This window comes from Pseudomonas sp. m6p (assembly GCF_055760375.1).
In genome coordinates, this window is sequence record NZ_CM147084.1 from 5,797,337 (window position 1) to 5,815,265 (window position 17,929).

At 47.6% G+C, this 17,929-nt stretch carries 15 protein-coding genes; 5 read left to right on the plus strand and 10 right to left on the minus strand.

Features of this window, described 5'->3' with window-relative positions:
* Positions 1 to 138 precede the first annotated feature (138 nt).
* On the minus strand, positions 139 to 312 hold the full coding sequence (locus ACYZUM_RS26500; protein ID WP_230679402.1) for a hypothetical protein: 174 nt from the start codon (positions 310 to 312) through the stop codon (positions 139 to 141).
* A gap of 326 nt (positions 313 to 638) precedes the next feature.
* Here ACYZUM_RS26500 and ACYZUM_RS26505 point away from each other — a divergent pair, with 326 nt between their 5' ends.
* Positions 639 to 1,964: an OprD family porin gene (locus ACYZUM_RS26505; RefSeq protein WP_042561899.1), complete on the plus strand. Its 1,326-nt coding sequence runs from the start codon at positions 639 to 641 to the stop codon at positions 1,962 to 1,964.
* A 373-nt stretch (positions 1,965 to 2,337) separates the two neighbouring features.
* Here ACYZUM_RS26505 and ACYZUM_RS26510 read toward each other — a convergent pair whose 3' ends face one another.
* The 5 genes from ACYZUM_RS26510 to ACYZUM_RS26530 all read right to left on the minus strand — a co-directional run bounded on the left by ACYZUM_RS26510 (position 2,338) and on the right by ACYZUM_RS26530 (position 8,954).
* Positions 2,338 to 2,670, minus strand: coding sequence for a DUF2790 domain-containing protein (locus tag ACYZUM_RS26510; protein WP_042561900.1), 333 nt, complete (start codon positions 2,668 to 2,670; stop codon positions 2,338 to 2,340).
* A 151-nt stretch (positions 2,671 to 2,821) separates the two neighbouring features.
* The gene (locus ACYZUM_RS26515) at positions 2,822 to 3,019 is read right to left on the minus strand and encodes a co-regulatory protein PtrA N-terminal domain-containing protein (RefSeq protein WP_042561901.1); all 198 of its coding nucleotides are present in this window, start codon (positions 3,017 to 3,019) and stop codon (positions 2,822 to 2,824) included.
* A gap of 142 nt (positions 3,020 to 3,161) precedes the next feature.
* Positions 3,162 to 6,329, minus strand: coding sequence for a CusA/CzcA family heavy metal efflux RND transporter (locus ACYZUM_RS26520; RefSeq protein WP_042561902.1), 3,168 nt, complete (start codon positions 6,327 to 6,329; stop codon positions 3,162 to 3,164).
* A gap of 26 nt (positions 6,330 to 6,355) precedes the next feature.
* Positions 6,356 to 7,579 (minus strand): efflux RND transporter periplasmic adaptor subunit, encoded by a 1,224-nt coding sequence (locus tag ACYZUM_RS26525; protein ID WP_042561903.1) that lies wholly within the window; start codon positions 7,577 to 7,579, stop codon positions 6,356 to 6,358.
* Positions 7,580 to 7,667: 88 nt separating this feature from the next.
* Entirely contained in the window at positions 7,668 to 8,954 is a 1,287-nt protein-coding gene (locus tag ACYZUM_RS26530) for a TolC family protein (protein WP_140396034.1), read from the minus strand.
* A gap of 352 nt (positions 8,955 to 9,306) precedes the next feature.
* Between ACYZUM_RS26530 and ACYZUM_RS26535 the strand changes: the two genes are divergently transcribed.
* Positions 9,307 to 9,981 carry a heavy metal response regulator transcription factor gene (locus tag ACYZUM_RS26535; protein ID WP_080896080.1) on the plus strand — a complete coding sequence of 225 codons (675 nt, stop codon included), beginning with the start codon at positions 9,307 to 9,309 and terminating at the stop codon, positions 9,979 to 9,981.
* On the plus strand, positions 9,978 to 11,417 hold the full coding sequence (locus tag ACYZUM_RS26540; RefSeq protein ID WP_042561904.1) for a heavy metal sensor histidine kinase: 1,440 nt from the start codon (positions 9,978 to 9,980) through the stop codon (positions 11,415 to 11,417). The genes ACYZUM_RS26535 and ACYZUM_RS26540 overlap by 4 nt, the downstream gene beginning before the upstream one ends.
* Positions 11,418 to 12,013: 596 nt before the next feature.
* Here ACYZUM_RS26540 and ACYZUM_RS26545 read toward each other — a convergent pair.
* Entirely contained in the window at positions 12,014 to 12,691 is a 678-nt protein-coding gene (locus ACYZUM_RS26545; RefSeq protein WP_047297377.1) for a heavy metal response regulator transcription factor, read from the minus strand.
* Between the two features lie 952 nt (positions 12,692 to 13,643).
* Here ACYZUM_RS26545 and ACYZUM_RS26550 point away from each other — a divergent pair.
* Positions 13,644 to 13,787 carry a hypothetical protein gene (locus ACYZUM_RS26550; RefSeq protein WP_155401178.1) on the plus strand — a complete coding sequence of 48 codons (144 nt, stop codon included), beginning with the start codon at positions 13,644 to 13,646 and terminating at the stop codon, positions 13,785 to 13,787.
* A 56-nt stretch (positions 13,788 to 13,843) separates the two neighbouring features.
* Complete coding sequence (locus ACYZUM_RS26555; protein WP_047297378.1) at positions 13,844 to 15,529, plus strand: phosphoethanolamine transferase; 1,686 nt, start codon at positions 13,844 to 13,846, stop codon at positions 15,527 to 15,529.
* A gap of 239 nt (positions 15,530 to 15,768) precedes the next feature.
* Here ACYZUM_RS26555 and rloA3 read toward each other — a convergent pair whose 3' ends face one another.
* From rloA3 to ACYZUM_RS26570, 3 genes are all read right to left on the minus strand, one after another.
* Positions 15,769 to 16,254 carry a retropepsin-like aspartic peptidase RloA3 gene (gene rloA3, locus ACYZUM_RS26560; RefSeq protein WP_155416825.1) on the minus strand — a complete coding sequence of 162 codons (486 nt, stop codon included), beginning with the start codon at positions 16,252 to 16,254 and terminating at the stop codon, positions 15,769 to 15,771.
* A gap of 91 nt (positions 16,255 to 16,345) precedes the next feature.
* Complete coding sequence (locus ACYZUM_RS26565) at positions 16,346 to 17,260, minus strand: cation diffusion facilitator family transporter (RefSeq protein WP_042561907.1); 915 nt, start codon at positions 17,258 to 17,260, stop codon at positions 16,346 to 16,348.
* A 158-nt stretch (positions 17,261 to 17,418) separates the two neighbouring features.
* Positions 17,419 to 17,775: a TFIIB-type zinc ribbon-containing protein gene (locus ACYZUM_RS26570; protein ID WP_080896081.1), complete on the minus strand. Its 357-nt coding sequence runs from the start codon at positions 17,773 to 17,775 to the stop codon at positions 17,419 to 17,421.
* Between the last annotated feature and the right edge of the window lie 154 nt (positions 17,776 to 17,929).

Sequence of the window (17,929 nt, forward strand, 5' to 3'; positions counted from 1 at the left end):
TTTCCTTACTGCCCCTTTAAAAAATCGCGTTTGAAAGGCTGAACCACCTTAAGGCCTAGCCCTTCAGGATGTCGCGATAGGAACGTGAACTACGCCTTGAGCGGGCTTACCGCATCCACGAACCGTAGAGAGCATCGTTCAGTGAATTGTGAGCTTTTGCTCATGGGGACTAGGCTGCGGGATATCCACGACAACGTCTTTAGCACCGAGAACCTTCGCCAGGAACAGCGCCGTTAACCCACCGAAAAACTGCGCGATGATGAACAGCGCTACGTCTGACATCCGTATCCCCGAGAATGTATTGGTGAACACGCGAGCAATCGTCACCGCCGGATTCGCACTTAAAAACCAGTCGGACCCTACGCATGCGCTTCAAGTTTAAATCATGCCGCCCGTCAGGAGACACATGCGAAGATTCGTTGTAAATAGGAGCCACTCATCGGTGGGTATGTGCCGCAGAAATATTTTTTTGAAAAAAAATACAGACATTACAGAATTGTAATTCTTCAATCATCTCCCTGTTATCTTCAAATTGCAACGATACAAGTCGGCGACGATACGAAAGCGCAACGCGCTTTCCGTAAACAATAATTCCAGCCGAAGAACTTACTAGTTCTGCCAAACCTAAGGAGTGATTAATGGATAACAATACAAAATTCTCAATGGCCGCTTTAGCGTTGGTTGTCAGTTCTGGGCCTTCCATGGCATTCGCAGAGGAAAAGACTGGGGGATTTATCGAAGATAGTAGTCTTTCCGTGCTAAATCGAAATTTCTACTTCAATCGTGACCATCGTAACGGGCAATCAAGCCCCACAGGCAATGGTTATTCAGAGACTTGGTCGCACGCGATCATCAGTAAATTTGAATCCGGTTTTACTCAAGGCACTGTCGGTGTGGGCGTCGATGCTTTCGCGATGATTGGGTTGAAGCTTGATACGGGTGACGGTCGAAATGGTGGTCGTAGTTCGTTCGATGTACTGCCTGTCAATGGCGATGGTGAGGCTCGAGATGAGTACACAAAAGTCGGTGGGGCAGCAAAGGTTCGCGCTTTTGACACAGTAGTGAAAGTTGGTGATGTTTTTCCAGCGAACCCCGTCGTGGCTTCTGGCGACTCAAGACTACTACCCGAAAGTTTCCGCGGTGTAACCGCGACCAATACCAGCATTGAAGGACTGACTGTTCAAGGTGGTCGCCTGCACGCCATGAGCCAACCAGTCTCCAGCAATATGCGCGACAACTTCGCGACATTCTATGCAGGGCCTGTTAATTCACCTTGGGTAGGCTATTTCGGCGGCGACTACAACGTTAACAAAAATATCATCGTTAGTCTCTATTCCAGTCGCCTCAAAGACGCTTGGAATCAATACTATGCGGGCACGGGATTGAATTACTCACTGTCTGATCAGCTTTCTGTATTCGGTGGCGTGAATTACTACAAGGCCGTTGATGAAGGAAAGAAACTGCTGGGAGAATTCGACAACAATATTTGGAGCGCTAAAGTTGGCGTGAAGTATGGTGCGCACTCACTTGCACTTTCTCACCAGCGAAATAATGGTAATGACGACTTCGACTATCTGCGTCAGTCGGACTCTATCTTTCTCGACAACTCGATCCAATACAGCGATTTTAACTCGCCAAAAGAACGTTCGTGGATGGTTCGCTACGACCTCGACATGAGCTCGTACGGCGTACCAGGCCTGTCGTTTATGACACGTTATGGTCGCGGCACCGACGCTGACTATTCCAACGCTAACGCAACATACATGAGGCGCGATGCAGACGGGAACCCGTTGACAGATCAGAAACGTTGGGAGCGCGACATTGAGGTGAAGTACGTCGTTCAGACAGGTTCCTTGAAAGATATGTCTTTCCGCTTGCGGCAAGCGAATACTCGCGCAACCGCTTTTGAATCGGATCTGGATGAGGTCCGTGTGATTGTTGAGTACCCACTCGCCATTCTGTAATACCTAAACGGGAAAATTCTCGGTTCTTCTAAATTGTCCCATTTTTGATTGAAAATTTCAAAATTGTAATTTTTCAATCATCTCCACGTTAACTAGGATTGCTTATAGTGAGTGGGAGTTATTAGGAATCTAGCTAGCGCATCTGGTTAGATCTCTACAGACAAGTAGCAAGCCTGTGAAAATCTGGAAACTCATTGTTGCTCAGTTAAAGCTACAATTTCACCTTTAGAAGCTCCTTCGGAAAAGGGTGAATTTTTAAGACGTCCCTCGGGACGTCTTTTTTATACCTGTTCGAAGCGAATCTAAAAAACGCCCGATTCCTATTTTTCATATCAGTCGAGCGTTATAGATTGTTCAGATAGTAGGATAGCTACTAGCCACCACGTTTGCGACACTCTCCAGCCACAGTGTACCTAATCGTATTTAGCTGCCCATTTGAATCTTCATAAGTCATGGCGGCTGGCACCACCGCGCAGACTTTTGCAGGCCGCACCACACTGATCACTTTCACAACATCCATCTTCATTCCGTACTCGTATTGTTTCGCTACAGGTGCGCTTTTCCCTTGGCTAATAGCATACTGCTCCATAGCTTTAGCATTAGCCGCCATCATTTTCTCAAAGGTTTTGTCTCCTCCCCCTTCAGCAGAGACAAGAGAGGATAACGCCAGAGTTCCAGCGAGAGTAATAATGCTCATGAATTTCATATTGAGTACCTCATATATTAACAGTTACCAGAATATCAACTAGAACATTGCGTAGGTGTGGCGCCAGGATTACCGATGTCCAATCTGCCATCCAAAAAAAACCGCAACCGGAAACCGGAAGCGGTTTTTTTTATTCAGCGTACTGCTACATTTACATTTCATCAGTCTCATCTTTAGCATCACTTGACACTACTGGCTCGATTTTTCCTTCTTTAGCCACGTACTTCTCCATTGCTAGATCATTTGCGACCATCATTTTCTCAAAGGTTCTGTCTCCGCCACCTTCGGCTAAAGCAACTGAAGAAAGGACTAAAGCACTCGCAAGAGCAAAAATTTGAGCAATTTTCATACTGACACCTCATCTAGTTGACACTCTTAGGGTATCAATTCGAACCTATCAACACGGTGGCGCCTAGATTACAGATTCGTTATGTTGCGCACATAAAAAAGCCCCCCATCGAATCTCGATAGGAGGCTTTGAGAAAACTAAATTATATGGATGCTATTTTGTCGTCTTTGGTTTCTTCCTCGTCTCGGCGGTGCACCCATTGATAAAGAGCAGGCAGTATCAGCAGAGTCAACACAGTTGAGGATAGGATTCCCCCGATTACTACGGTAGCTAGGGGTCTTTGAACCTCTGCCCCCGTTCCGGTTGCCAGTGCCATCGGAATAAACCCAAGAGAGGCCACGAGAGCTGTCATCAACACCGGACGTAAACGTGTGAGAGCCCCTTCATTAATTGCGGAACTTAAAGAATGTCCTTCCTCGCGTAGATTACGTATGAAAGCGATCATCACCAGACCGTTTAGCACCGCCACTCCCGACAACGCGATGAAACCAACACCTGCCGAGATCGATAGCGGGATGTCTCTCAGCCATAAAGCCATGACACCCCCTGTCAATGCGAACGGAATACCAGTAAACACCAGTAGGCCATCCTTGAGGTTGTTGAACATCATGAACAAGAGTGCGAACACCAGAAGCAGGGCAACCGGCACTACAATCTGTAGTCGCTTGGCAGCGGATTGGAGCTGCTCGAACTGCCCTCCCCAAGTGGTCCAGTAACCGGATGGGATTTGCACTTCCTTATCAATGGCGCTACTGGCCTCCTGTACAAAAGAGCCGATATCACGCCCACGCACGTTGGCGCTGACGATCACCAGACGCTTGCCGTTTTCTCGGCTGACCTGGTTAGGTCCCAACACTAGATCGAGGGTCGCCACCTCTGAAAGAGCTATGAATCCGATCTGGTCAGCATTGGTGTTGAGCAACGCCGGTACCGGGATTAGCAATGTGGACAATCCCTCGAGATCCTTACGCATCGCGTCGGATAAACGCACCACCATGTCAAATCGGCGGTCTCCCTCATACATCGTACCGGCTTGTCGACCGCCAACTGCCACCGCAATGGTGTCTTGCACGTCGCCTACGTTGAGTCCGTAACGGGCGGCTTTGTCGCGGTCGATGTTGATGGTCAGTACCGGCAGTCCCGACGTTTGCTCAACTTTGACCTCGGAGGCACCATTGATCTTCAGCATTGATGCGGCGATTTTTGCAGCGGTGCCGTTGAGCACCGCCATGTCATCACCGAATACCTTGACCGCCACATCACTACGTACGCCTGAAATCAACTCGTTGAAACGCAGTTGAATAGGCTGAGAAAGCTCATAGTTGCTTCCGGGCATCGCAGCTGCAGCTTTTTGAATATCGTCTATCAATGCCTCCCTTGATTTATTCGGATCAGGCCATTGACTCTTCGGCTTGAGCATCACATAGCTGTCAGAAATGTTTGGAGGCATTGGATCGGAGGCAATTTCGGCAGTACCTGTACGACCAAACATCCGTTTGACCTCCGGTACTTTTGCCAATACCAGGGTTTCAAGGCGTTGCTGCATCTCTACCGATTGCGTCAGGCTGGTACCTGGGACACGCAATGCTTGCAACGCGAAATCGCCTTCGCTGAGACTCGGCACAAACTCACTACCCATCCGACTTGCGACCACACCGCATATTGTGATCACGCCTAATGCCATGGCGAATGCCAACGATCGATGGCCCATGACCCAGTCCAAAGCTGGAGCATACATCCGGCGGGCGCCACGCATGATGACGTTTTCTTCTTCCTTGACCTTGCCGGTCACGAACATCGCAATCGCAGCAGGGACAAAAGTTACTGACAACAACATCGCCCCCAGTAAGGCGATCACTACGGTGAAGGCCATCGGGTGGAACATTTTTCCTTCGACGCCAGTAAGCGCAAAAATCGGTAGGTACACGACCATAATGATCAACTGACCGAAAATTAATGGTCGGCGTGCTTCCTTGGCAGCAGCGAATACTTCGTGAAAACGTTCAGAGCGAGTGAGGATGCGCCCGTGGTGTTGCTGCGCATGGGCCAAACGCCTGATGGCGTTTTCAACAATTACCACCGCACCGTCGACGATGATGCCAAAGTCCAAAGCCCCAAGGCTCATCAGGTTGGCGCTAACTTTATTGGTAAACATGCCGGTGAATGTGAACAACATAGCGAGCGGGATAACCATGGCAGTGATCAGCGCTGCACGTATATTTCCCAAGAACAGGAATAGAATCGCAATCACTAGGATTGCACCTTCGATCAGGTTCTTTTTTACCGTGGCAATCGCCTTGTCCACAAGATTGGTACGGTCATAGACAGTGACTGCTACAACCCCTTTTGGCAGTGAACGGTTGATTTGCTCAAGCTTGTTGGCAACGGCCTGCGCCACGGTGCGGCTGTTCTCGCCGATTAGCATGAACACTGTGCCGAGCACCACTTCACGACCGTTTTCGGTCGCTGCTCCCGTGCGCAATTCACGGCCGATATCCACGGTTGCAACATTCTTCACACGTATTGGCGTACCGTCGACATTGGCCATGACGATATTGGCGATATCGTCGGTGGTTGCTACTTGACCAGGTGCACGAATCAGTAACTGTTCGCCGCTGTGCTCGATGTAACCGGCACCGACGTTAGCGTTGTTGCGCTCCAGCGCTGTAACAAGGTCAGTCAGCGTGAGCTTGTAAGCGGCCAAGCGTTTTGGATCGGGCGCAATCTGATACTCCTTGGCAAACCCGCCAATGGTATTGATTTCGGCGACCCCAGGAACATTGCGCAGTTGAGGCTTGATGATCCAGTCTTGAATCACCCTCAGGTCGGTCGGCGTATAGGGACTGCCGTCCTCCTTGACAGCCCCCTCTTCAGCCTCGACCGTCCACAGGAAAATCTCACCAAGACCGGTTGAGATCGGTCCCATGACAGCTTCCACACCTTCTGGCAGTTGCTCTTTGGCCACCTGTAATCGTTCGTTGACCAATTGCCGAGCGAAGAAGAGGTCCGTGCCCTCTTTGAAAATAACAGTAACTTGCGACAAACCCGAGCGTGACAGCGAACGAGTTTGTTCTAGAGCCGGTAAACCAGCCATTGCTGTTTCGATGGGGAACGTGATGCGTTGTTCGGTTTCCAGTGGTGAAAAACCTGCTGCCCCCGTGTTGATTTGCACCTGGACGTTGGTGATATCGGGAACCGCGTCGATCGGCAGCTTCTGATAGCTTGCTATACCGAGGCCGGCCATGAGGAAAACCGCGAGCAGTACGATAATGCGCTGCTCGATGGCAAATTGGATCAGGCGTTCGAACATGAGAACCTTCTCGTGGAAATGGCGGATCAGTGGGCGTGTTCAGCCGAGGCTTTACCCAATTCTGATTTCAAAATGAAACTACCGGCGGCGGCGATTTGAGCTCCGGGCTCCAGGCCTTCCTTGATCTCGACCAGACCCGCCGAACGACCACCTGTCTCCACTGGCTGAGCTCTAAACCCGTCCTCCGTTCGAACGAAAACAGTTTGCTTGTCCTCGACCGTCTGAAGAGCCGCCTCTGGTACAGCGACCTTTGTCTGCCGAGTACCGGTGTCAACCTGCACGGTCACAAATAGCCCCGGACGCCATGCACCTTGTGGATTTTCCAATGTCACGCGGACCGTGGCTGTACGGGTTTGCTCGCCCAACAAACTGCCGACATAGGCCACGGTTCCAGTGACTTCAGCATTCAACTCCGGCGCACTGACCTTGACCGATTTGCCTACGAGTACCTTGTTCAAATCCTTTGGTGAGACTCCAAAGGTCACCCACACACGCGACAAGTCGGAGAGCGTAAAGGCATTGGTGGTTTCGCTGACAACTTCACCGAGGGCCAAATGTTTCTCGACTACAACCCCGTCAAACGGCGCACGCAATTCATATCGATTACCCCCGCTGGCGACCGAGCTACCACTCAGTACGCTAATTTTTTGCCGAGCATTGCTGAGAGCAATTTCAGCTTCTTGCAAAGCCTGGCGGGCTTGCAGGAAGTCCTGTTCTGCAGAGATTTTGTCCTGCCATAACTGTCGCTCTCGCTCGTAGGTAGTACGCGCCAACTCAAGACGACGTTGCGCAGCGGCTTGTTCACTGCGCTGATCAGAAATTTGTTGGCTAGCGATTACGGCCAGCAACTGACCTTTTTTCACTGGTTGACCAAGATTGGCATGAACCGACTCAACGACACCAGGTACGCGGGGCACCACGTGCGCAGTGCGGTCTTCATCAAAACGGATTTCTCCAGGAAAGGGCAATGAAAGGCTGATGCTCTGCGCTTTCGCTTCAACCAGTTGGATGCCGGCAGAGCTGATCTGCTCTTCGCTCAGAGTCAAATGACCCTCTTCAGCTTCGCCTTCTGCGTGTTCGCCCTCGGCCGGTTTTCCGTCAGCAGTTTCATCGCCGTGATCGTCATAGCCTTTGCCCTCCTGAGTCTGAGCTTCAGCTGAAGGCACCGATGGGCTTGTCATCCAAAACGAACCGATGCCTATACCTATTGCCAAGGTTAGTGCCGAGACGAGGATTAGTTTTTTATCCATGGAGACTCCCTGCGCAACCCAGTCGGCATTCACGGATTAACGTGGTATTGCGATACTGAGCAGCGGTAAAAAAAGCGTTATATGAAATTCACGGGGTACGAGTGAGAATGGCAACATCACCGAAAATTCGCTCGATACGCACCCAGGCGTCTGTCGCCTCGGCGATGGCTTGGATGTATTGCGTGCGAGCGCTAATCAATGTGCGCTGAGCATCGAGCACGTCGAGAAAGTTAAACTTACCCATTTCGAAACCTCGGGTAGCGGTATCGACGGCACTTTGCGCTGCAGGCAGGATGGTTTGATTGAACGACGCCACTTCAGTGTTAGCAGTCAGCCACTGATCTAAGGTGGTTTGGATCTCTGTGCGCAGTCGTAACTCACTGGCATTCCGAAGGTCGCGAGATTGATCGGCACGGCGGGCTGCGGCCAGTACGTTGCCTTGGTTACGGTTAAACAACGGGATGGGCATAGATAGCCCTACGACATTCACCCGCTCGCGCTCACGCTCGTCGTATTGACTCCCGATACTCACGGTCAGGTCCGGAATTCGACGAGCCTTCTCAAGACCAAGAGAGGCTTCCCGCTGATCTATTTGCAGTTTTGCTAATCGTAGCTCTGCAGTTTCACCAATTCGGCTAAACAGCAGCGACGAATCGGGCACGGTTGGCATCGACCGATTTGGATCACCTACGGACACAAATGCAGGCAAAGGCGCCCCCATGACCTGAGCGAGTCTCTGGTAGGCACTGGCCTCATCCCGCTCAGCCCGCCTCAACTCTAGGCGCACTTCTGATAGCTGAACCTCTGCGCGCGTACCTTCAACGGGTGAGGATTTGCCACTCTTGATGCGACCTTGCGCTGCACGCAAACCGCGCTCGGCGAGCTCAAGTGATTGACGTGACAGCAGCAGTCTTTGCTGAGCCGTTGAGGAACTATAAAAAGCCTGAATGACATCGGCACGCAGAACGTTACGCTTGCGCTCCAACTCAATCCCCGCTGCGTCCTGAGCTCTATTGGCCACTTCAATCCTAGCTCCACGCTTACCGCCAAGCTCTATCGGCTGGCTGATCATTACCGTCGTGGTGCGCGAGTTTCGCCGAGTATCTTCAGCCTCCCAGGAAACCTCAGGGTTTGGAATCAATCCAGCCTGCTGTCGCTCTCCCTGAGCAATACCTGTCTCCCATTGAGCGGCCGCTAGGTCTGGGTTGTTGGAAAATGCAGTTTCAAGCGCTTGATCCATTGTGAGCATTTGAGCGTTTGCGGCTAACAAAGGAGCATTCAAAAGAGCAAGGATCGAAATAAGACCTGCTTGTAGCATGGTTTTATGCGTGATTGGGTGAGCAATAAACTTTCTAAACCGAAGTAATTCCATCATTCCCCAAAACCTTTATACAAAAAGAATTTCCCATGAGGCAAATATAATTCCGTACACCTATCAACAAGGTGACTGAAGAATTACAAATACGTTATCTAACGAATAAGCCTCACTTAATGCATTAGGATTAGGGCAATAAGTGCTCGCACCAAGCGACATCCCTAGACAAAAACGGGAGGCGGCTCTTGTACTACAGGGTGACGAGGGTCGCACGAAACCTTGTTAGTTTTAAACTCTATGATCCCAGAAAATTAAAAATGCAACCAGAATCCAACGTTTAAACAGATGGTTAACTTTAAACAGATTCTACGAAAAGAGCCATTACGAACCACTTTAAGAAGGGTTAATTCCTATGCGTATTCTTGTGATAGAGGACGAGCCAAAGACTGCTGAATACTTACATCAGGGTCTAACTGAAAGTGGCTATATTGTAGATTGCGCATCGACAGGAGCTGATGGACTCCATCTGGCACGGCAGCAAGCTTATGATCTGGTATTACTTGACGTAAATCTTCCTGAAATGCACGGATGGGACGTTCTTGAAAATATTCGGCGGTCTAGCAGTACTAGGGTAATGATGCTTACTGCAAGAGGACGCTTAGAAGATAAAATTAGAGGATTGGATCTGGGGGCTGATGACTATCTTGTCAAGCCATTTGAATTTCCAGAGTTGCTGGCAAGAGTACGCACTCTAATGCGTCGTAGCGAACACATACCAATTCAAGAAGTGTTAAAAGTTGCTGATCTTGAACTTGATCAAGGAAGGCATCGCGCATTTCGCGGAAAACAACGCATAGATTTGACGACGAAAGAATTCGCACTGCTCCATCTATTAATGCGTCAATCTGGAGAGGTGTTATCTCGTACTCAGATCATTTCATTGGTTTGGGACATGAATTTTGATTGCGACACCAATGTTGTCGAAGTTTCGATACGTAGGCTCAGAGCTAAAATAGATGACCCATTTGAAACTAAATTAATCCATACGCTCCGCGGCGTAGGTTATGTACTGGAGGAGAGAAAATGAAGCAAGTCAGCCTGTCAATGCGATTGGGTTTGACAGTAAGTATAATGGGAGCAGTACTAGTAGTTTCTTTAGCGATTCTGGCCTATTTAGCGCTTACCCACGAGCTTGATTTGCGTGCAAAAAACAGCTTAGAAAAGAAAATGAATCAAATTGAGCACAGTTTACTGATGGATATCAGTACTAGCAACATGAGCCTAAAGCCACACGCACTATTAGATCAAGTGCTAGGGCATGACAATCTTAATCTCACTATTTTTGATGATGAAAATCTGAGTGTCCCTGTCCTGAGTTTTGGAGCAGATATAACCGTAGTTTCTAGGAGCAAAATCGGAGCAACCGATAGCACTAAGATTTCTTACTACTCCTCGGCACAGGAAAGCGAAAATCACATCCTCACAGCAGCGAAACTCATGAGGCTAAAAGATGGTGAATTCGTATCAGTCTTGCTGACTATGGACCGCTCGAATGATGAATCACTGTTAAGCTCTTATTTGAGTTCAACCATCGTAGCGGTTCCGCTGTTGTTGATCCTTATTGGTATCAGTGCTTGGGCGATAGTGCAACGCGGATTGTCCCCACTCCGGGAATTCTGTGAAGTTGCGGGAATGGTATCAACCCAAGATCTCAGTCACCGACTCTCCGTTGTCAATATGCCCCAAGAGATCAGTGAGCTAGCTCATGGCATAAATTTCATGCTTCACCGACTTGATAGCGGAGTCCAACAACTCACTCAGTTTTCAGATGATTTGGCGCATGAGTTGCGGTCACCGATTACGAACCTTATGGGGAAAGCACAGGTAACTCTTTCTCGTGATCGCTCAGTAAAGGAGTATAAGTCTGTACTAGAGTCTTGCACCGAAGAGTTGGGGCGAGTCACTAGAATTATATCTGATATGCTTTTTTTAGCCCAAGTAAGTCACCCAGCCGCACTTGTACCATTCGAAAACATTTTGCTGGAAGACGAAGCTTTAAAAGTAATTGATCTTTTTTCTCTTTCGGCTGAAGAAAAGTGCGTCGGCATAACCGTCAGTGGTCAGGGTAAAGTTTCAGGCGATCGACTCATGATTCAGCGCGCCATTTCGAATCTTTTATCAAACGCCATTCGTCACTGCCCGATAGAAGAGTCGGTTGTTATTTCCATTGAAACGCGAACCGAAGAAGTCTCCCTTTCAATAAGCAATCCCGGAGTGGGAATTGAACGCCATCACTTGCTTAATATCTTCGATCGTTTCTATCGAGTGGATAATAGTCGCTCACGAGCTGAAGGTGGCACTGGATTAGGATTGGCTATTGTCCGATCTATCATGAGCCTCCATCATGGAACAGCAGATGTCTTTAGTATACCAGGGCATCCGACAACCTTCAGAATTACATTCCCGAAGAACATTTCAACTAGTAACTTAAACTCTCAAAGACCGGGGGAGGTTTTTAGTTAGGATTTAATTTAATCAAAAGCAATATAAAACAGCTTGGCTGCACGAGTCAGATCACTAGGTAATATATAAGTGGGGATCGATGCTTAAAAACCCAAAGACAACATTACTCTTTTTGCTCAGCCAGAGATGAAACCGATGACTCACCAATGGATAGTGAAGATTTAATAGCCCTGTGCAAAATATAACCTTCGTCAAGATACATTACTAGTGCCCAAGAGCAATCCAACGTGAACATCTATTGGTACCGATCTTTGTGATACCCACCTATTACGCAGGTTGATCATGCCTTCATGGATAATCACTCGAGAGTGTGTGGTCTTGCAGATATAGCGTCGCAACCCCCTACTTCGGAATTAAGCTAAATTCAGCATGTTTATTCTAAACTGCAAATCGTATAGACTTTCGTGCAATCTAGATTTTAACGTTATCTTAAGCGCTTGGTGCAAAATTAAATCCCTACTGCAGAACCATTCCGCTTCCTGAGACAATTTTAGAGATTACATAACTGCTTTTCTATAATCAATATTTTCAGCGCGTTTAATTTAGTGCAATCCAATTATTTCGCACAATATCAAAATAAGAATGGCTAAACGGGGTTAATGGGCACGCGACTCAAGGACATATCCAGCACCTCGCAATGTATGGATAAGCTTGTCGTCAAAAGGATCATCAATTTTAGCTCGAAGCCTCCTCATTGCTACTTGAACAACGTTCGTGTCGCAATCACTACTCAGACCCCAGACAGAAGACTTAATCTGCGTGCGCGATAGCGTCGTGCCTGATTGACACATCAAAAAGTGTAGCAAGGCGAACTCCTTGTTAGTCAGGTCAATTCGCTGGTTAGCGCGAAAGGTCCTGTGCCTACCCAGATCGAGCTCCAAATCGCCAACGCGAAGCACATTTAGCGATGCCGACGACCCAGTTCGACGCATTAAAGTACGGACTCTAGCTAACAACTCAGGAAACTCAATTGGTTTGACCATGTAATCGTCAGCGCCTAGATCAAAACCCAAGACTTTATCCTCAACACTACCTTTCTCGGTAAGCATCATGATCGGGGTAATAATTACCTCGCGAATACTTACAAGTAGATCCCAGTCGTCACTTTGCGGGGGGTTTACGTCTAGTACTACAAGGTCATAAGCCTGTTGGGAGACTAAGTTTATGCCATCGATTCCGTTTTGTATGCAATCAACGATAAAGCCGCTTTCAGTCAGACCCTGGCGCAAATAATGAGCGGTTTTCGGATCGTCTTCTATTATCAAGATACGCATTTATTATAAAGTCTCGATACTAATTGAAAATACCACCACACTCATTTAGGCAACTTTACTCACCGGTTCACTTTAGCATCTCAACTGGATGAGTTAAGCCATTACAGAATATCGCGCATTTTTTCAGTTTCTGTTAAATGAGTGAATTGAGACACACGACCATACGGCAAATAGATTTTAGACTACTTGATGACGATAGATGGTCTTATTACAAATTTGTAATTCTTCAGTCACCCTCGCGATAACTCTTATGCAGTACATTGAGCATGCAATATATCTAAACACTCTAGACGCTGCAGATGTCCCTACTGTTAAACGATGAAAACGGCGCGCCTTGGGGGCGAAAATTTTGTGATGCCATCTCGCATTAGAAAAATGTTGTGGTCGGCTGATTCCCTGCCTCGGGAATCATTGATGACGACCGCGCATGAGCCAGCCAATGTAAGACGAGGAACAGTCACCAACCCGTATTATCAAATGAGCCAAGACTCGCAGACGCCGAGCGGGAAATACAGAATAGCGCAGCCAGGCTTTAACAGAGTTTGAACCCCGATGCCGTACTAAAAACGGCTGCCAAAGCTTTCAACGAATATTTGAAATCAACTGCAAGGCGTCGCCTGACTCCGAGGAGTGTGCGTTATGCGAGTACGGCGATGTTTCGCGCAATGAGGATTATCGGCATTCGAAAGTGGTGAACTTGGTAAGCGCATCAAGACCGCTTTGGTCTCTCATCCGCAACTAGAATTCCTTTTTAGACAACTAGTCGCGCCTATCAGAATAGTGATCTAAACAATTTCATCACCTATGCCTTCGATACTAAGACAGATGCGCAACGTCAGCAAGAAAACCATACCCCCGCGACCCAACCACCATCATTTCGCTCCAAAAAAAATTGTTTTTTAAGTCAAGTCGAGCGGATCTATCAGTACAACACTTACTTGGGGGGCATCTCATGAAAAAAATCCTCATCGGTTTTGGCGTTTTGGCGGTTTGGCTAATCGTGGAGCTTCAACCAACCGAGGAAAGCGTTGAGGGTCACTGGTGCATCCATGAATTACATCGCTCTGTTGCTGATTTTTTCTTCCCTAAAACGTAGCGGCAGTCCAGTGACAGTTTGCGCGCACGATCATGTCGAGATATTCCGAGATACCCATGAATAAAAAAATACCAATTCTGAGTACGAAAATTATACTCAGTAGCAATCAATTAATTATTGCAGTTTCAACTTGGCTTCTGTTGTTCAGTAACTGGCCATTTTGGCGAGTTGTTTGGAAAAGCGTGGGAGGCCTACAAGACGGAAGCATCTTATTTGTGCTTAGCCTGCCTTGGTTCGTGTTGATGTGGCTGTACGTGTTACTCAGCGCGATGGCTTGGGGACGCTTCATAAAGCCTGTGCTAGCCATTGTTCTGTTGGTTGCGGCAGCAGCGAGTTACTTTATGAATAGCTACGGCATTGTAATTGACTACAGCATGCTAACGAATGTTATTCAAACAGACATCTCTGAGACCACGGACCTGCTGAACTGGGAGTTACTGCGATGGATGCTGGGTTTTGGTGTTCTACCGGTGCTGCTTATCACCCGAGTCCGTTTGATACAACGATCGCGCACCCGCGCGCTTGCTCATCGATTGATGGGGCTGGCGGCAGCACTTACCTGTTTGGCAATCATCGTATTTACGCTTTACCAATCTTATGCATCGCTCGTACGTAACCATCGCGAACTCAGATTGATGTTAGTTCCTTCGAATGTGGTTTCGGCAATCCATGGGTATATGCGTCGCCAGCTAGCACAGCCCACAGAACTAAAAATCATTGGTGCTGATGCCCGCCAAGGAGAAACTACTGCGAGTGTAAAAAAATCACGCCTGACGTTGTTAATTGTGGGTGAAACCGCTAGGTCCGCGAACTTCTCGCTTAATGGCTACACACGCGATACCAATCCGGAATTGACTCGGCGTGGTGTCTTAAGTTTTACCAATGTCAGTTCATGTGGAACAGCTACGGCAATCTCCTTACCTTGCATGTTCTTGGATGCGGGTAAACAAGGCTATAAAGACGGTATGGCGTTACGGAGAGAAGGCTTATTAGACGTGTTGCAGCGGGCCGGAGTATCGGTACTTTGGAGAGATAACAATTCGGGTTGTAAAGGTATTTGTGACCGAGTAAAAAATGAGAAATTGAACAATCAGAAAACATCAGGATTATGCAGAGCAGGCGAGTGTTACGACGAAGTCTTATTGCAAGACCTGCAAGCTTACTTGGATCAACAACAGGGTGATTCAGTCGTGGTTCTCCACATGAAAGGTAGTCACGGCCCATCCTACTACAAGCGCTACCCACGCGAATTCGAGCGATTTGGTCCCGTTTGTGATAATAACCAACTAGAGCGATGTACGCGCGAGAGCATAGTCAGTGCCTATGATAACAGTATCGTCTATACAGACTATGTACTTGGACAAACGATTGACTTGCTAAAGCGCAACGCTGAGCGCTTTGATACGGCTATGCTTTACGTCTCTGATCACGGTGAGTCTCTCGGCGAGAACGGGATATACTTGCACGGACTGCCTTATGCTATGGCGCCCAAAGAGCAGACTAGCATTCCCATGGTTCTCTGGATCTCCAAAAACATGCAATCTCGTCAAAAACTAGACGTTCAATGCTTGAGGGAACAGCGAGGCGCATCACTATCCCATGACAACTTATTCCATTCGATATTAGGATTGATGAATATCCAAACTTCGGCATATCGACCTGAGCTTGATCTGTTTAGCGCATGTCAATCCAAAGCCTTGGCCTCATTAAAACTTACTTCAATGACTGGCCAGCAGCAGTAATAGCAGCCAACTAGTGGCAAGAATGAAGTCTAAAGATCATCATTAAAATTAACGCACACTCCACTCAGAGCCATTCATATTAGAATGGTAAGTTTTCAAGCATCTAAAAAAACTGCGACCGACTGTCCGTCTTTTTATTTGACGATTCAGTCGGCCTTTGCAACACTCAATACGAGTATGCCTTCCAGGTGCTTTGCAAATAAAGTAACTCTAAAACTATAATATAAATATATTTAAAATTAACTGCAGTGGGGTTCCTCGGTGAATTTGCGCGAAACATCGACCGCTCCCAAAGCTTCCAATGTTCGGCGTCCTATCAGTACGGGATAGTTCATCTCGCCTCGATCTTTCAGAGAAAATTCCTCTTTATAAATTTTATCTCCTATGCACATCGTCATCATGACGACTGGACGATGTTCAGCGCCGCCGGCACCTCTAACTTTTACATTTCGTTCAATCCGTCGTTCGAAGAGTGCGCTACTCACCTTCTTAGTTTTGGTGTCTTTGACTTTAACGTTAAACCGAATCCATTCTTCTCCATCTTTTTGGAATCTTTTTAAGTCCTTCGCATCCATGGATGACGTAAGAGCCCCAGTATCCAACTTTATTTTCACGGCGATATTTTCTGGTAAAAGTATCCCTTCTTCAATCCACCCGAATACCTTTTCTGGTCTAGCCGGGCTCGACAAAACCGGCTCTACTGTTAGAGACAAAAGCATTATCATGCAGAGCACAATTTAAAATAATTTTTTCATTTTAACTAGCCCTCTGGGGTGGATCCCCGAAATAACAACTTGTCTTAAAAGTGGAACTCAATTAGTGGACCTTGCCTTCATAATCGTCAACTAATTGGCTATGGAAATCTGCTTTTTCCATTTGTACAGTAGTATGACTGATCTGAAACTCTTCACTCATAAGCGACGTGACTTCAGTTAAAATATCTTGTTCACTGCGGGAGGTATAGTCAGCGACCAGGTGAACGCTCATTACACTCTTACCACTGGTTAAAGCCCATATATGCAAATCGTGCACATTTTTTACTCCTACGATTCCGTATATTTTCGCCTCCACCTTTTGAATATCGATGCCCTCTGGAACGCCCTGCAGTAATATATTCATGCTTTCCTTGAGCAGTGACCAAGTCCTAGGCAGCACCCAGAATCCGATACCTGCTGCAACAAGTGAATCAACCCAACTCCAACCGGTGAAGCGGATTACAAGCGCTGCAATGATGACGCCAATAGACCCCACCATATCGCTCCAAACCTCTAAATAAGCGCCCTTCACATTGAGACTTTCCCCACTAGCGGCACTCAACAGACGCATTGAAATGAGGTTAACTATCAGTCCCATCACTGCAATTACTAACATGCCCGTCGACTGAATTTCTGCGGGGGCGTTAAGTCGAAGATACGCTTCATAGACAATGTATATAGCGACTAAAAACAACAAGACAGCATTGAATGTGGCTGCAAGTATTTCGAATCGTGCATACCCGAACGTGCGCTTCCTGTCAGCAGAGCGTTTGGCAATATGAATAGCCAGCAAGGATATTGCCAAAGCCACAACGTCTGTCAGCATATGCGCAGCATCCGACAGTAAGGCTAGGCTGCCCGTGACAAAGGCTCCGATGACCTCAGCAATCATAAAACTTGTCGTCAGGGCGAGTGCGATCCATAACATCTTTTCATGACCCGCACGTACTTGACCGTGACTGTGCCCTGAACTCATGATTTTTCCCCAAATGTAGCCTAATGAAGATCCAACGAGTGGACTGTAGAATATAAAGACCTACTAGCACCCAAACCGTTCCATATCATCAAACCAATCATTCAAAGGTGGATACTGGTTTGATGTAGTATTCAGATCATAAGCGAGAAATCGCCATCTTAATCAAATAGTTCCTGCAAAAACGATTTTTTGCGACTCGGTTGTCCCTGATGCCCACTTTGACTTTGATGGCCACCTTCTTTCCATCCACCGCTGTGGCTCCCTCGATCTCCATGACCATGCTTATTCCCGTACTGGTTGTAACCAGGTTGTTCTGCTGGCGTCGAACTTTGGACAGGTGATGTGAGGTTCTGTGGAAGCAATCTAACGGTCTCTTGTCGCTGACTACGCTCAATAATCTTGTCGAGTTCACCTCGGTCAAGCCAGACACCGCGGCATTGCGGGCAATAGTCAATTTCTATGCTCTGGCGCTCAGTCATTACTAAAGCTATATCTTTGCAGATAGGACATTGCATATTTAATTCCTTATGTGAGTAATCAATTTTGACAATGTAGCTTTCGAATCAATACCGCAATAGTTGTGGTCCATTGAATACCACAAGCGGGCTCGTCCCCATATCGGCGAAAAGAGCCATCCACAAAGTTGCTTGGCCGGGCGAAGACGCTTTT